14 protein-coding genes are annotated in these 13,890 nt (G+C 62.0%); 10 read left to right on the forward strand and 4 right to left on the reverse strand.

All coding sequences use genetic code 11. The features are described from left to right. Nucleotides 1-259: 259 nt before the first annotated feature. Genes ACF8K2_RS09130 through ACF8K2_RS09150 form a run of 5 tightly spaced genes read left to right on the forward strand, consistent with a single transcriptional unit; the run spans nucleotide 260 to nucleotide 6,753 of the window. Nucleotides 260-3,721 (forward strand): response regulator, encoded by a 3,462-nt coding sequence (locus tag ACF8K2_RS09130; protein ID WP_392464445.1) that lies wholly within the window; start codon nucleotides 260-262, stop codon nucleotides 3,719-3,721. Further along, the gene (locus ACF8K2_RS09135) at nucleotides 3,718-4,539 is read left to right on the forward strand and encodes a protein-glutamate O-methyltransferase CheR (RefSeq protein WP_186553506.1); all 822 of its coding nucleotides are present in this window, start codon (nucleotides 3,718-3,720) and stop codon (nucleotides 4,537-4,539) included. The genes ACF8K2_RS09130 and ACF8K2_RS09135 overlap by 4 nt, the downstream gene beginning before the upstream one ends. Then, nucleotides 4,536-5,111 carry a chemotaxis protein CheB gene (locus tag ACF8K2_RS09140; protein WP_312155066.1) on the forward strand — a complete coding sequence of 192 codons (576 nt, stop codon included), beginning with the start codon at nucleotides 4,536-4,538 and terminating at the stop codon, nucleotides 5,109-5,111. The genes ACF8K2_RS09135 and ACF8K2_RS09140 overlap by 4 nt, the downstream gene beginning before the upstream one ends. Beyond that, nucleotides 5,105-6,331 carry an ATP-binding protein gene (locus ACF8K2_RS09145; protein ID WP_392464448.1) on the forward strand — a complete coding sequence of 409 codons (1,227 nt, stop codon included), beginning with the start codon at nucleotides 5,105-5,107 and terminating at the stop codon, nucleotides 6,329-6,331. The genes ACF8K2_RS09140 and ACF8K2_RS09145 overlap by 7 nt, the downstream gene beginning before the upstream one ends. 44 nt (nucleotides 6,332-6,375) lie before the next feature. Then, nucleotides 6,376-6,753, forward strand: a complete 378-nt coding sequence (locus ACF8K2_RS09150) for a response regulator (protein ID WP_186553503.1) — start codon at nucleotides 6,376-6,378, stop codon at nucleotides 6,751-6,753. 72 nt (nucleotides 6,754-6,825) lie between these two features. Here the strand turns inward: ACF8K2_RS09150 and ACF8K2_RS09155 are convergent, their stop codons facing one another. The 4 genes from ACF8K2_RS09155 to ACF8K2_RS09170 all read right to left on the reverse strand — a co-directional run bounded on the left by ACF8K2_RS09155 (nucleotide 6,826) and on the right by ACF8K2_RS09170 (nucleotide 10,485). Further along, complete coding sequence (locus ACF8K2_RS09155) at nucleotides 6,826-7,620, reverse strand: class II aldolase/adducin family protein (RefSeq protein WP_186553502.1); 795 nt, start codon at nucleotides 7,618-7,620, stop codon at nucleotides 6,826-6,828. A 21-nt stretch (nucleotides 7,621-7,641) separates the two neighbouring features. Then, nucleotides 7,642-8,778, reverse strand: coding sequence for an acyl-CoA dehydrogenase family protein (locus tag ACF8K2_RS09160; RefSeq protein WP_392464451.1), 1,137 nt, complete (start codon nucleotides 8,776-8,778; stop codon nucleotides 7,642-7,644). A gap of 185 nt (nucleotides 8,779-8,963) precedes the next feature. Then, complete coding sequence (locus ACF8K2_RS09165; protein WP_392464453.1) at nucleotides 8,964-9,854, reverse strand: LysR family transcriptional regulator; 891 nt, start codon at nucleotides 9,852-9,854, stop codon at nucleotides 8,964-8,966. A 151-nt stretch (nucleotides 9,855-10,005) separates the two neighbouring features. Further along, a complete protein-coding gene (locus tag ACF8K2_RS09170) occupies nucleotides 10,006-10,485 on the reverse strand; it encodes a GNAT family N-acetyltransferase (protein WP_392464455.1) in 480 nt (159 codons plus the stop codon). A 133-nt stretch (nucleotides 10,486-10,618) separates the two neighbouring features. On the opposite strand from ACF8K2_RS09170, the gene ACF8K2_RS09175 reads away from it, so the two are divergent. The 5 genes from ACF8K2_RS09175 to ACF8K2_RS09195 all read left to right on the forward strand — a co-directional run bounded on the left by ACF8K2_RS09175 (nucleotide 10,619) and on the right by ACF8K2_RS09195 (nucleotide 13,890). Continuing rightward, the gene (locus ACF8K2_RS09175; RefSeq protein ID WP_392464500.1) at nucleotides 10,619-10,993 is read left to right on the forward strand and encodes a hypothetical protein; all 375 of its coding nucleotides are present in this window, start codon (nucleotides 10,619-10,621) and stop codon (nucleotides 10,991-10,993) included. Then, nucleotides 10,990-11,193, forward strand: coding sequence for a helix-turn-helix transcriptional regulator (locus ACF8K2_RS09180; protein ID WP_368972065.1), 204 nt, complete (start codon nucleotides 10,990-10,992; stop codon nucleotides 11,191-11,193). The genes ACF8K2_RS09175 and ACF8K2_RS09180 overlap by 4 nt, the downstream gene beginning before the upstream one ends. A 100-nt stretch (nucleotides 11,194-11,293) precedes the next feature. Further along, nucleotides 11,294-11,914: a LysE family translocator gene (locus tag ACF8K2_RS09185; protein ID WP_264233640.1), complete on the forward strand. Its 621-nt coding sequence runs from the start codon at nucleotides 11,294-11,296 to the stop codon at nucleotides 11,912-11,914. Nucleotides 11,915-11,936: 22 nt separating this feature from the next. After that, nucleotides 11,937-12,809 (forward strand): alpha/beta fold hydrolase, encoded by an 873-nt coding sequence (locus ACF8K2_RS09190; RefSeq protein ID WP_368972064.1) that lies wholly within the window; start codon nucleotides 11,937-11,939, stop codon nucleotides 12,807-12,809. A gap of 229 nt (nucleotides 12,810-13,038) precedes the next feature. Continuing rightward, a complete protein-coding gene (locus ACF8K2_RS09195; protein ID WP_368972063.1) occupies nucleotides 13,039-13,890 on the forward strand; it encodes an STAS domain-containing protein in 852 nt (283 codons plus the stop codon).

Genomic DNA, 13,890 nt, shown 5'->3' on the forward strand with positions numbered 1-13,890 from the left:
ATCGGGATCCTGTACAAAAGAAGTGTCTCTACTCTGTGCCCAGAGCAGTGGCAGAAGTTCCCCAGCATAACGTTGCTGGTAATTCGATGGAACGATTGACGCACGCTGTTCTCAAATACTGGCTAAATGCCCCTGCCAGATGCGGCAAAGCTGGTTAGACTTTGCGCTTGAACCAGTCAGCGCAGCAGCGGGCACCACGCTACCAAGGGTGTTTCCGCCACATGTATTCAACGGACTTTTTTCGCTCGGGCGTTTTCAGATGATTCAAGCAGCCTCGATGGACCAGCAAAGCTTTCGCAAGCTGTTGAGCCGCAACATCGGCTTGCCTTTGGGGGTGGGCCTGTTAGGCGCCGTGGCTTTCGTCGCGGTGATCAACTACCTGCTCTCGGCCATGCAGTGGGTCGAGCACACCGACCGGGTGATCGGCAATGCCAATGAAACGGTCAAGCTGTCGATCGATATGGAAACCGGCATGCGCGGTTTTCTGATCACCGGTGATGAACGCTTCCTCGATCCTTATGAGGTGGCTAAACCGCGGATCTTCAGCAGCCTGGAAAGCCTGCGCGACATGGTCGCGGACAACCCGACCCAGGTTGAGCGGGTCAATCGGCTGATCGCCCTGCAAAGAGCCTGGAATGATTTTGGCCATGAGATGATTGTCCTGCGTCGCACCCAGGGCGACTACCAACTGGCCCTTGGTAATGGTCGCGGCAAGCGTATCACCGACGAAATTCGTAAAGAATTCGACGCCTTGGTTGCAGCTGAACAGCAGCTGCGCCAGGCGCGTAACGAAACGGTCAACACTGTCACCGTGACCGCCATAAGCGCGTTCGTGCTGTTCATCGTTGCCTTGAGCGGCTTGTTGGCCTACCTGGGCCGTCGTGATCTGTTGGCGCTGTCTGATAGCTATACCGAGAACCTGCAAGCCCAGCAGCGCTCGGCTGAGCGCCTGGAACACCAGGCCTGGTTGCGCAACGGCCAGACGCAGCTGGCCGAACAGGTGCTGGGCCAGCTGACCCTGCCCATGCTCGGGGAAAACATCCTGCGCTTCTTCGCCACTTATCTGGGCAGTGTGGTGGGCGCTCTGTATGTGCGTGACGAGCATGGCCAACTGCTGCGGGTGGCCAGTTATGGCCTTAACGCCGAAGAGCAGGCCCGCACCCAGAACCTCGGCTCGCATGACGGCCTGCTGGGTGAAGCTGTACGCCAGGCGCGCATCGTGCGCCTGGAGCAACTGCCCGAAGACTATTTCCATCTCAGTTCAGGGCTTGGCAGCGGCTTGCCGCGCAGCGCGCTGTTGATGCCCAGCCGCGATGATGGGCAGATCAACGGCGTGCTCGAACTGGGCTTCCTGCGTCCGCTCAGCGAGCGCGACCAGGAGATGCTGGAGCGGGTCGCGGAAAACGTCGGCATGTCGATCGAGAGCGCCCGCTATCGCCAGCGCCTGCAAGAAGTGCTGGCCGAGACGCAGCAGCTCAATGAAGAGTTGCAGGTCCAGCAGGAGGAACTCAAGACCGCCAACGAAGAATTGGAAGAACAATCGCGAGTGCTCAAGGAGTCCCAGGCGCATCTGGAAACCCAGCAAGCCGAGCTTGAACAGACCAACGAGCAACTGTCCGAGCGCACCGACGCCCTGGATCGCAAGAACAGCGAGCTCAACCAGGCCCAGCAAGAGCTGCAAGCGCGCGCCGAAGACCTGCAGCGCTCGAGCAAGTACAAGTCCGAGTTCCTCGCCAACATGTCGCATGAGCTGCGCACGCCGCTCAACAGCTCGCTGATCCTGGCCAAGCTGTTGGCTGAGAATGGCGAAGGCAACCTCAGCGAGGAGCAGGTCAAGTTTGCCGATTCGATCTATTCGGCCGGCAACGACCTGCTCAACCTGATCAATGACATCCTCGACATCGCCAAGGTCGAGGCCGGCAAACTCGAAGTGCGCCCCGAGACCACTCAGGTCGAGCGTCTGGTCGAGGGCCTGCGCGGCATGTTCCAGCCGCTGGCAGCCGACAAGGGCCTGGACTTCCAGGTGCAACTCGAGCATCCGTTGCCGGCGACCCTGTTCACCGACCGCCAGCGCCTGGAGCAGATTCTCAAGAACCTGCTGTCCAACGCCATCAAGTTCACCGAGCGCGGCCAAGTCAGCATGACCATCAGCCAGCAGGCCGGACTAGGCATTGTGTTCGCCGTACGCGACAGCGGCATTGGCATTGCTGCCGATCAACAGCAAGCGATCTTCGGCGCCTTCCACCAGGTCGACGGCACCAGCAACCGCCGCTATGGCGGCACGGGCCTGGGCCTGTCGATCTCGCGCGACTTGGCGCACCTGCTCGGTGGCCAGATCAGTGTCGACAGTAGCCCCGGCCAAGGCAGCGTGTTCAGCCTGATCCTGCCCGAGCGCTATGAATCGGCCGCTGAGCAGGTCGAAGTGCAAACCCTGCGTCCGGCCGTGGATCAACTGCCGCCGGTGCCACAGGTGGCGGCGCCGGCGCCGGTGGCTCGGCATAGCTTTACCGACGATCGTGAGCTTGCGCCCTTTAGCAATCGCTGCATCCTGGTGATCGAAGACGAGCCGAATTTTGCCCGCATCCTGTTCGACCTGGCTCATGAGCTGGGCTACAGCTGCCTGGCCGCCCAGGGCGCCGACGAAGGCTTCCAGCTCGCCGCGCAGTACTTGCCGGACGCGATCCTGCTGGACATGCGCCTGCCCGATCACTCCGGGCTTACCGTGCTGCAGCGTCTGAAGGAACAAGCCAGCACCCGCCACATCCCGGTGCACATCATTTCGGTCGAAGACCGCATCGAAGCGGCCATGCACATGGGCGCAGTCGGCTATGCAGTCAAGCCCACCAGCCGCGAGCAGCTCAAGGAAGTCTTCGCCCGCCTGGAAGCCAAGCTGACGCAGAAACTCAAGCACATCCTGCTGGTCGAAGACGACGACCTGCAACGCGAGAGCATTGCCCGCCTGATCGGCGACGACGATATCGAGATCACCGCCGTGGCCATGGCCCAGGACGCCCTTGAGCTGCTGCGCGAGAACATCTATGACTGCATGATCATCGACCTGAAGCTGCCAGACATGCTCGGCAACGAGCTGCTCAAGCGCATGACCGCCGAAGATATCCGCAGCTTCCCGCCAGTGATCGTCTACACCGGGCGCAACCTCACCCGGGAAGAAGAGACCGACCTGCTCAAGTACTCGCGCTCGATCATCATCAAAGGCGCACGCTCACCTGAGCGTCTGCTCGATGAGGTCACGCTGTTCTTGCACAAGGTCGAATCGCAGCTGTCCAACGAGCGCCAGCGCATGCTCAAGACGGCGCGCAGCCGCGACAAGGTGTTCGAGGGGCGCAAGATCCTCCTGGTCGATGACGATGTACGGAATATCTTCGCCCTGACCAGCGCCCTGGAGCACAAGGGCGCCATCGTCGAGATTGGCCGCAACGGGCGCGAAGCGCTCGAGCAATTGGACAAGCACGACGACATCGACCTGGTGCTGATGGATGTGATGATGCCGGAGATGGACGGCTACGAGGCGACCCGGCTGATCCGCCAGCAACCGCGCTGGCGCAAACTGCCGATCATCGCCGTGACCGCCAAGGCGATGAAGGACGACCAGCAGCGCTGCCTGCAAGCAGGCGCCAATGACTACCTGGCCAAACCGATCGATCTGGACCGACTGTTCTCCCTGATCCGCGTCTGGCTGCCGCAACTGGAGCGAATTTGACTAGCGAGCGCAACACCGACATCGAGATCCGGCTGCTGATCGAGGCGATCTACCTCAAGTACAGCTACGATTTTCGCAATTACTCCGGCGCTTCGATCAAGCGTCGGATCCTTCACGCCCTGCGCCAGTTCGACTGTCGCACGGTGTCGGCGCTGCAAGAGCGGGTGCTGCACGACCCCGGCATGTTCATGCAGTTGCTGCAGTTCCTGACCATTCCGGTCAGCGAGATGTTTCGCGATCCCGGCCATTTCCTTGCCTTGCGTGAGGAAGTGGTGCCGCTGCTGCGCACCTGGCCCTCGATCAAGATCTGGATCGCCGGCTGCAGCACGGGCGAGGAGGTCTACTCCATGGCCATCCTGCTGCGCGAGGAAGGGCTGCTGGAGCGCACCATCCTCTATGCCACCGACATCAATCCGCACTCGCTGGAAAAAGCCAAGCAGGGCATCTACTCGATGCAGAGCATGCACGGTTACGAAGAAAACTACCGCAAGGCGGGCGGGCGGCGCGACTTCAATGAGTACTACACCGCCGCCTACGGCAACGCCATCATGGACAGCAGCCTGCGCGACAACGTCACCTTCGCTGACCACAGCCTGGCCACCGACAGCGTGTTTTCCGAAACCCAGCTGGTGTCGTGCCGCAATGTGCTGATCTATTTCAACAAGGACCTGCAGGATCGCGCCTTGGGCCTGTTTCACGAATCGTTGTGTCACCGCGGCTTTTTGCTGCTCGGAAGCAAAGAGTCGGTAGACTTCTCCGCCTACAGCGACCGTTTCGAGGCGTTGGTCAAGCCTGAACGGATCTTTCGCAAATCATGAACGGCGTCGATGCGGTAGTCATCGGCGCCTCGGCCGGCGGTGTCGCTGCGCTGTTCAAAGTGCTCGGCGGGTTGCCACAGGGCTTTGCCATCCCGGTGCTGTGCGTGCTGCACCTGCCCGACGATCGCCACAGCCAGTTGGCCGAAGTGCTGCAGCGCAAGATTGGCCGCCCGGTGCGTGAGGCGCTAGACAAGGCGACGATCGAGCCGGGGCTGATCTACGTCGCCGGCCCCAGTTATCACCTGTCGGTGGAGGGCGATTTCAGCCTGTCGCTGAGCCAGGAGGCGCCGGTGCATTTCTCCCGCCCGGCGATCGATTTTCTGTTCACCTCCGCGGCTGATGCCTACCGCGCGGGGCTACTTGGCGTGCTCCTGACCGGTGCCAACGAAGACGGCGCCCAGGGCCTTGCCTACATCAAACAATGCGGAGGCCGGACGGTGGTCCAGGACCCAGAAGATGCACAGGTCGCGCTGATGCCGGAGGCCGCGCTGGCCCTGCACAGCCCAGACCATATACTTTCTCTGAGCGGTATCGGGCAGTTGCTCGCCACCCTGGAAGCTCGCGCATGCTAAGCCAAATCATCGCCAAACTGCTGATCGTCGACGACCTGCCGGAAAACCTGCTGGCCCTCGACGCCCTGATCCACGGCGAGGATCGTGAGGTGCATCAGGCGCAATCGGCCGAGCAGGCCTTGTCGCTGCTGCTCGAACATGAGTTCGCCCTGGCCATTCTCGATGTGCAGATGCCGGGCATGAATGGCTTCGAGCTGGCCGAACTGATGCGTGGCACGGAAAAGACCAAGAACATCCCTATCGTTTTCGTCAGCGCCGCCGGGCGCGAAATGAACTACGCCTTCAAAGGCTATGAAAGCGGCGCGGTGGACTTTTTGCACAAGCCGCTCGATACCCTGGCGGTGAAGAGCAAGGTCTCGGTGTTCGTCGACCTGTATCGCCAGCGCAAAGTCCTCGATCGCCAATTGCAGGCGTTGGAGCGCAGCCGCCAGGAGCAAGAGCTGCTGCTCAGCCAACTGCAGGTGGCCCGCGGCGAGCTGGAGCACGCGGTGCGTATGCGCGATGACTTCATGTCGATCGTCTCGCACGAAGTGCGCACCCCGCTCAACGGCCTGATCCTTGAAGCCCAGCTGCGCAAGATGCACCTGGCACGGGGTAATCTGGCCGCGTTCAGCGAGGACAAGCTGCAGGCCATGGTCGAGCGCGACGAGCGGCAGATCAACAGCCTGATCCGCCTGGTCGAAGACATGCTCGACGTCTCGCGCATCCGCACCGGCAAGTTGTCGCTGCGGCCCAAACCGTTCGATCTCGCCCAGTTGGTGCGCGGCCTGCTGGAGAATTTCGGCGCCCAGGCTAGCGCGCTGGACACGCGCATCGAGCTGGAGCAGTGCCAGGCCCTGGCCGGCGAGTGGGATGAATTTCGGATTGAACAAGTGCTGGCCAACCTGTTGTCCAATGCCTTGCGCTACGGGCAACGACGACCGGTCAAGGTGCGGGTGTTCGCCCAGGACGGCATGGCCTGGGTGCAAGTCCAGGACCAGGGCATTGGCATCAGCGCCGCCAACCAGCAGCGGATATTCCAGCAGTTCGAGCGGGTGGCGGCCCAGCAGGCCAGCGGTGGCCTGGGCCTGGGGCTGTATATTTCCGAGCAGATCGTCCAGGCCCATGGCGGGCGCATTCAGGTCGACAGTGAGGAGGGCAAGGGCTCGACATTCAGCGTGCTGCTGCCGCTGCCGGCGCTGTCGCAACAAACCGACCAGGCGCAGGCAACCTCTGCGTAAGCCTGGGGTCAGATGGCCAACTTATTGAATTTCAAGGCGTTGTCATGAGCGAAGATGCACAAGACGTGGTACTGGTGGTCGAGGATGAACCGGCGATTCGGATGATCCTGCGTGATTACCTGTCCGGTGAGGGCTACCACGTGCTGGTGGCCGAGGATGGCCAGCAGGCGTTTGACATTCTGGCGAGAAAACCGCACCTGGATCTGATCGTCACCGACTTTCGCTTGCCGGGCGGCATTTCTGGGGTGCAGATCGCCGAGCCTGCCGTGAAGCTGCGACCGGATCTGAAGGTGATCTTCATCAGCGGTTATCCGGCGGAGATCCTCGAATCCGGCAGCCCGATCGCGCGCAAGGCACCGATTCTGGCCAAGCCGTTTGATCTGGATACCCTGCACGAGCAAATCCAGATGCTGCTGCGCTGATCATTCAAGGCCTCATCGCACGGGGCAAGCCGCTGCCGCCTTGCCCGCGATCAAGCCCCTACCGGCGAGCCGTCACTGCTGGTAATCGCGCCCTTCGCGATCGAGCTGACGGATCAGTGCATCCCAATGGCGCTGGATGCCTTCTCCAAGCCCATCGGAAAAGCGTTTGGACTGCTCGTGCACCTTGGCAATCGCCGCCGCTGAGGCGTGCAGCAACTCGGCATTGCCGCCCGCCTGCGCCGCCACCTGGATGTTGCAGGCACGTTCCAGCCCGTGCAGTTCACGGAACGCGTGCTCGACGCTGATGCCGCCGGTCAGCAGGCCATGATTGCGCAGGATGAGAATGTTGCTCTGACCCAGATTGGCCACCAAGCGTTGCTGCTCGTCCAGATCCAGCGCCACGCCTTCGTAGTCGTGATAGACCACGCGGCTGTAATAGGCCAAGCCATGCTGGGAAATCGGCAGCAAGCCGTGGCGCTGTGCCGACACCGCCGCACCATCGCGGGTATGGGTGTGCAGCACGGCTTTCAGATCCGGGCGAGCGCGGTGGATAGCACTGTGAATGACATAGCCGGCCTGGTTGATGCCCAGCCCCAGCGGATCATCGATGATGCTGCCATCGACGTCGACCTTGACCAGGTTGGAGGCGGTGATCTCGTCGAACAGCAGGCCGAAGGCGTTGATCAAGAAGTGCTCGTCCGGGCCTGGCACGCGGGCCGAGAAGTGCGTGTAGATATGGTCGGTCCAGCGAAACAGCGCCGCCAGGCGATAGGCGGCGGCCAGCTTGACCCGCACCTCCCACTCCTGGCTGCTGACTCGCTGGCGCACCGAGCGGGTGGCATCGGTGACGATAGACAATGAACGCATGACAATCTCCGCTAGAGGGGGTTATGCACTGGCCTGCGCCAGCGCTGCACGACCAACCTGGCCGAGGACTACGTCGTCTTGTGGGGTGTGGATGCGGCTGCACAGCACGTCGCGATAATGCCGCTGCAGCGGGTTACGCCGGGACAGCCCGGGATTGCCAGCGGCTTCGATAGCCAGTTCGACCGCGCTGATGGCGTTGCTGCTGACCAGGTGCTTGATCTGCCCGGCCTGCCGCGCATCGACCCGCCCGGCGGCCGCAGAATCGAGCAGGGTGCGGTTGGCGAACAGCAGCGTGTCGATACGCCCGAGCACTTCCTGGAACCGCGCAAGGCTCGCCAGCGGCGCGCCGAGGTTGCTGGGTGTGCGCGATTGCAGGAACTGCACCAGCCAGTCGCGTGCGGCCTGGGCCACGCCGTCGTACAGCGCCGGCAGCAGCACCGACATCCACAGCTGGCCTTCGCCATCGAGCTCCGGGCGTGGCGCGCTGGCCGGGCTGACGTTGACCGCATGATCAAGTGGGATCAGTACATCGTCGAAGCGCACTTCATGGCTGCAGGTGGCGCGCATGCCCAAGTGATCCCAGTCATCGATGATGCGGATGCCGGGGCTGTCCTTGTGCACCAGGAAGCCGCCGATCAGAGGATCGCTGTCGTCACTGCGTGCCCACACCAGGTACCAGGTCAGGCCGTGGCTGCCGGTGGAGTAGATCTTGCGCCCAGACACTCGCCAGCCTTCAGCGGTGCGCCGCGCCACGGTCGCAGGCAGGCCACCGCGCGTCGGCGTGCCCAGGTCTGGCTCGACCCGAAAGGCATTGATCAGCGCGCCGTTGTCCACGGCATCGCGAGCCACCCGCAGGCGCAGGTGCTCGGGCCAGCGGCCTTGCTCTTGCAAGCGCACGTGTTGCAGATACTGCATCGCCAGGATCAGCGCAGTGGACGGGTCGCCCTTGCCGACGGCGGCAATCACCCGCCGCGCGGTAGCCAAGTCCGCACCGCCGCCGCCCAGGGCACTGGGTACGGTCAGCCCGAGCAGGCGGTATTGGTGCAGCAGGGTGAAATTGTCGTGAGGGAACTGACCACTGCGGTCATAGCGCTCGGCGTTGGCAGCCAGGGCTTGAGTGAGCTCGGCCAAGGCGCGATCGGAAGGTGGGTGACTCATGGGTATTCATCCCTGGAACACGGTAGATTTGTTAAGACCGTATTCGTCTGGATCAGGGCTGTAAAAGTCTTTTTGGATCTATGCTAATTATTTGTTTTGAGAATTTAATTTATCCTGCTTTATGCATTTATTTCATTTGCAGTCTGGAGTGACGCCTTGATCCGCAGCCAAGGGTACAGCGAGGCCTAGCTGCGCAACCGCGCCCCGGCAATTTCGCCAAACAGCTCCACCGGCTCCTGCAAATTGCCCAGGTAGCGCGGATGGAACAGCCACAGATCCACCTGCGGCTTGAAATCACTGACGTTGACCTCCTCCAGTTGATCCCTGTGACGACTGGCCAACAGCAGCGGTTCAGGCACCAGCCCCAGGCCCTGGCCACTGGCGACCAGGCCCAACTGCAAGTCCGTACCAAAGGTCTCCAGGTTGATCGACAGCGACAAACCCTGCTCACTGAGCGCCCGTTGCAGACCTGCGCGGAACCCGCAACCATCAGGGTTGAGCACCCAGCCTCGGGTATAGCAGTCCTTGAGCTTGTAGCTGCGCTTGCTGGCACTGCCCTTGGCTGCCACCACGCGCAGCGGCATGCGCCCGATCGACTGGCTGGCGATGCCTTCGGGGAAGATCTTGCCGGGCGGGAACAGTGCGGCTGCAGCATCGAGCTCGCCGTTTTCCATGCGCGTGATCAAGCTGCTGCCCCAGCCGCTGCTGACCTGGGTGCGCAACACCGGATAGGCCTCGCGAATCTTCGCCAGGGCATCGAGCAAGACCACATCGCCCAAGGTTTGCGGCACGCCCAGGCGCAGGGTGCCGGAGGGGGCGCCATCGTTGGCTACCAGCTCGCGCAGGGCATCGATTTCACGCAGGATCGCCTTGCACTGCTCATACACCCGCAAGCCCATCGGCGTGGGTTTGAGAGGTTTGGTATTGCGGTCGAGCAGGGTGGCGCCCAGGTCTTGCTCGAAGTTCTGCAGGCGCCGCGTGATGGCCGGCTGGGTCAGTTGCAGGGCTTCGGCGGCAAGGTTGGTCGACTGGCAACGGATAACCGCCACGAAGGCGTCCATGTCATCGATTTTCATATTCGGCGCTCACATATTGAGACGGGGAAACATACCTCTCAAGAATAATCTGGGTTGGCCCGCTTGTCACAGTTTGGCTTGCAGCGGGCAAACTCAGCGTTGATCGTGTAGGAGCGGGCTTGCCCCGCGCATCGGACCCTGCTAACGCCCTCTACCCGTGGGCGAACGCCGCCAGCCGCTCACCTTCCAACCGATAACGCACCCACTCATCCTGCGCCTGCGCCCCGAGCGACTGGTAAAAACCAATCGCCGGCTCATTCCAGTCCAGCACGCTCCATTCCAGCCGTCCGCACTGGTTGGCCAGCGCTTCCCGAGCAATAAAGCGCAGTAACTGGCGCCCGGCGCCATCGCCGCGTTGCTCTGGGGTGATGTACAGATCCTCCAGGTAGATGCCGTTGCGCCCCAGCCAGGTCGAGTAGCTGTAGAAGTACACGGCAAAACCAATCGCCTGGCCATCGCGTTCACAGATCAAGCTGCTCACCGTGCTGTCTTCGTCGAACAGGCTGCGCTCGATATCAGCCAGGCTGGCCACCACCTCATGGCGGGCCCGTTCGTAGTCGGCAAGCTCGGTGATGAAGGCCAGGATCTGCGCGGCATCGCTGCGCACGGCGGGGCGGATGGTCAGGCTCATGCTAGGGTTTCCTTGGGTTGGAGATGCTCATCTTACGCGGCAAGGGCAGGGCTTGCCGAGATGTAAAGGTAGCTTGACATGGCGTGCGCGATCGCCTTCAATGTCAAGCACACTTTACATCGAGGGTCCGACCATGGCGCAACGACGCTTCCTGGGCAATTTCATCCTGACGCTGCTGGCTTATGCCGGCTGCGTGCTGGTCAGCAGCCATTACCTGCCGAGTCTGCCTGCGGGCGCTGGCAAAACGGCGTTGGCCCTGCTGCCGGTGCCGGCGATGCTGATGATGGCCTGGGTGGTCATTGAGCACCTGCGCAGCCTGGATGAGCTGGCCCGGCGCATCCAGCTCGAAGCCCTTGGCTTGGCGTTCGTGGGCACCGCGCTGCTGACCTTCAGTTACGGCTTCCTGGAGACGGCAGGCTACCCGCGTTTGTCGATGTTCATGGTCTGGAGCCTGATGGGCTCGCTGTGGGCAATCGGCGCGGTGATTGGGGTGAGACGCTACCGATGAACAATCACATCCGCGCCCTGCGCGGCGAGCAGGGCTGGTCGCAGGCCGAGCTGGCCGAGCGCCTGGGTGTCTCGCGCCAGACTGTCAACGCCATCGAAACCGGCCGTTACGATCCCAGCCTGCCGCTGGCTTTTACCATCGCCAGGGTGTTTGGCCGGAGCATCGAAGAAATCTTCCAGCCAGAACAATCGGTACAGTGATGTGTATCTGCAAAATATAAGGTAACTGTACTGGTGGTTGGCAGGCACTACTCCGCTACTGTGGTTGCACGATAACTACTCCACGCTGCGGAACAACGCCATGCTTGCCTCTCTCGACCTGCTGACTGCCTTTGTGCTTTTTGCCTTCGTTTCCTCGATCACCCCGGGGCCGAACAACACCATGTTGCTTGCCTCGGGGGTGAATTTTGGGGTGCGTCGTTCGATTCCGCACGCCATGGGCATCAGCATCGGCTTCATGGTCATGGTGCTGGCGGTAGGCTTTGGCCTGGGCGAAGTGTTCAAGGCCTGGCCGCCGCTGTACACCATCTTGCGCTACGTCGGTGCTGCATACTTGCTGTATCTGGCCTACAAGATCGCCACTTCTGGGCCGATGTCTGCCAGCGGCAATGGTTCGGCCAAGCCGATGAGCTTCTTGGGCGCGGCGGCGTTCCAGTGGGTCAACCCCAAAGCCTGGGTGATGGCCGTTGGGGCGATTACCACCTACACGCCGGCGCAGGGCTATGTAGTCAATGTGATCGTCATCGCGGCGCTGTTCGCCCTGGTCAACCTGCCCAGCGTCGGGATTTGGGTGATGTTCGGTAGCGCCTTGCGCAACCTGCTGCAAAATCCACGTTGGCTGATGCTGTTCAATGTCCTGATGGCCCTGCTGCTGGTGATTTCGCTGTACCCGCTGCTGTTTGTAGAATCGGCGTTTTCCTGATTCCGATGAGCGCAGCCGCCTGATGCAATTGATCCCTTGGTCCCATGATTGCCCTGAAGGCTTCACCCTGCGCGGTTGGCGCTCGCCCGCCAGTGGCCGGCCACTGCTGCACTTTCTTCACGGTAACGGCTTTTGCAGCCTGGCCTACCAGCCGCTGCTGATGCGTTTGGGCGAGCATTACGACCTGTGGTTGAGCGATGTGCAGGGCCATGGCGACAGTGACCATGGCGGCGCATTTCGTGGCTGGAACCGCACGGCTGCGTTGGCCGTGGAGGCCTTCGAGGCGGGTCGAGGCGAGTATGGCGATGTCCCCAGGTATGCCCTTGGGCACAGTTTTGGCGGGGTGCTGACTGGGTTGATCCTGGCCAATGAGCCGCAGCTGTTCGAACGCGCGGTGTTGCTCGACCCGGTGCTGTTCAGCCGGCGCATGCTCGGAGTAATGGGCGCTGCCGCGCTGGTTGGCCTGCACCGCCGACACGCCTTGGCGCGCAAGGCGGCCACGCGGCGCAGCCACTGGCCTGATCGCGCGGCGGCCCACGCCTCGCTGCAGGGGCGGGGCATCTTCAAAGGCTGGAGCGACGAGGCGTTGCAGGCCTATGTCGAGCATGCCATTGGCGACTGCGGTGAAGCGGTGGTGCTCAAATGCCGGCCTAGCCGCGAAGTGGAGATCTTCAGCTCCTTCCCCGAGCGAATGTGGACCCAGCTGGGCCGAATCCGCACGCCCACGCGGATTCTCTACGGGGAGCAGACCTATCCCTTCGTGCCTCACTCGGTGCGTCGCCTGGCGGCGCTCAATGCGAGCGTGACGGCGCAGCAGATGCCGGGCGGGCATTGCTTCATGCAAGAAGCCCCAGCATTGGCCGCTGAGCAGGTAATGGCTTTTCTCACGCCCTGACCTCGTTCATCGCGTTGTTGTGCTGTGCCGTTGCCGCACTGCTGCTACGTAGTCGCTGAGTCGCTGTCTGCCACGGACCGGGCGATCTTGACCTAGAGTTAGCAGCACGCGGCTGGCCCGATGCAATTATCGGGCGGTTGCCACAACTATTTTCACTGGCGGATGTCCTTTTTTGCGGGCCGGTAATTTCTATCGGGCGCCGGCAGACTTTTTCAGGAGAACAAGGCACATGGCAGCACTGCAGAACAGTACGTTGGAGGCAATTGCCAGCAACCAGTCCCGGCTGATCGGCGATTGGATCGCAGCACTGGAAGCCAATGGCGCCGCCCGCAATATCAAAGAGCAGGACTTGCGTCAGGAAACCCGTGATTTTCTCCAACTGGTAGTCGATGGCCTGCGCAGCGAAAGCGGCGGTAACATTGCCGCAGCAGGTTGGGAAGAAACCCGCCGCTTCCTGGAAAAACTCTCCACCAGCCGTGCCCAGGCGGGCCAGGAGTCGCACCAGACCGCCTATTTCATCTTTGCTCTCAAAGGCCCGCTGTTCACCCTATTGCAAAGTCACTACCGCGAGCAGCCGGCGCTGTTGGCCGAGCAACTGTGGGAAGTCTCCGAGCTGCTCGATGCCTTTGGCCTGCACACCATCCGCACCTATCAGAAAACCCGCGAAGGGGTGATCAAGCGCCAGCAGGAAGAGCTGCTAGAACTGTCCACCCCGGTGGTCAAACTGTGGGATGGCGTCCTCGCCTTGCCGCTGATCGGCACCCTCGACTCGCAACGCAGCCAGACCGTCATGGAGTCACTGCTGCAGCGTATCGTCGACACCGGCTCGGAAATCGCCATCATCGACATCACCGGCGTGCCCACGGTCGATACCCTGGTGGCCCAGCACCTGCTCAAGACCGTTACCGCCATCCGCCTGATGGGCGCCGACTGCATCATCAGCGGCGTGCGTCCGCAGATTGCCCAGACCATCGTTCACCTGGGCCTGGACCTGGGCACGCTGACCACCAAGTCCAACCTCGCCGATGCCCTCAAGCTGGCCCTGACCCGTCTAGGCACCCGCCCAGACGAGCGAGTGTGA

The organism is Pseudomonas sp. xss_2 (assembly GCF_043104195.1).
GTDB classification, from domain to species: domain Bacteria; phylum Pseudomonadota; class Gammaproteobacteria; order Pseudomonadales; family Pseudomonadaceae; genus Aquipseudomonas; species Aquipseudomonas urmiensis.

Bases quoted from the DNA above. Each gene is read 5' to 3' on its own strand.
- ACF8K2_RS09130 (WP_392464445.1), top strand. From the start codon at position 260: ATGATTCAAGCAGCCTCGATGGACCAGCAAAGCTTTCGCAAGCTGTTG.
- ACF8K2_RS09140 (WP_312155066.1), top strand. From the start codon at position 4,536: ATGAACGGCGTCGATGCGGTAGTCATCGGCGCCTCGGCCGGCGGTGTC.
- ACF8K2_RS09145 (WP_392464448.1), top strand. From the start codon at position 5,105: ATGCTAAGCCAAATCATCGCCAAACTGCTGATCGTCGACGACCTGCCG.
- ACF8K2_RS09150 (WP_186553503.1), top strand. From the start codon at position 6,376: ATGAGCGAAGATGCACAAGACGTGGTACTGGTGGTCGAGGATGAACCG.
- ACF8K2_RS09155 (WP_186553502.1), bottom strand. From the start codon at position 7,620: ATGCGTTCATTGTCTATCGTCACCGATGCCACCCGCTCGGTGCGCCAG.
- ACF8K2_RS09160 (WP_392464451.1), bottom strand. From the start codon at position 8,778: ATGAGTCACCCACCTTCCGATCGCGCCTTGGCCGAGCTCACTCAAGCC.
- ACF8K2_RS09165 (WP_392464453.1), bottom strand. From the start codon at position 9,854: ATGAAAATCGATGACATGGACGCCTTCGTGGCGGTTATCCGTTGCCAG.
- ACF8K2_RS09170 (WP_392464455.1), bottom strand. From the start codon at position 10,485: ATGAGCCTGACCATCCGCCCCGCCGTGCGCAGCGATGCCGCGCAGATC.
- ACF8K2_RS09175 (WP_392464500.1), top strand. From the start codon at position 10,619: ATGGCGCAACGACGCTTCCTGGGCAATTTCATCCTGACGCTGCTGGCT.
- ACF8K2_RS09180 (WP_368972065.1), top strand. From the start codon at position 10,990: ATGAACAATCACATCCGCGCCCTGCGCGGCGAGCAGGGCTGGTCGCAG.
- ACF8K2_RS09185 (WP_264233640.1), top strand. From the start codon at position 11,294: ATGCTTGCCTCTCTCGACCTGCTGACTGCCTTTGTGCTTTTTGCCTTC.
- ACF8K2_RS09190 (WP_368972064.1), top strand. From the start codon at position 11,937: ATGCAATTGATCCCTTGGTCCCATGATTGCCCTGAAGGCTTCACCCTG.
- ACF8K2_RS09195 (WP_368972063.1), top strand. From the start codon at position 13,039: ATGGCAGCACTGCAGAACAGTACGTTGGAGGCAATTGCCAGCAACCAG.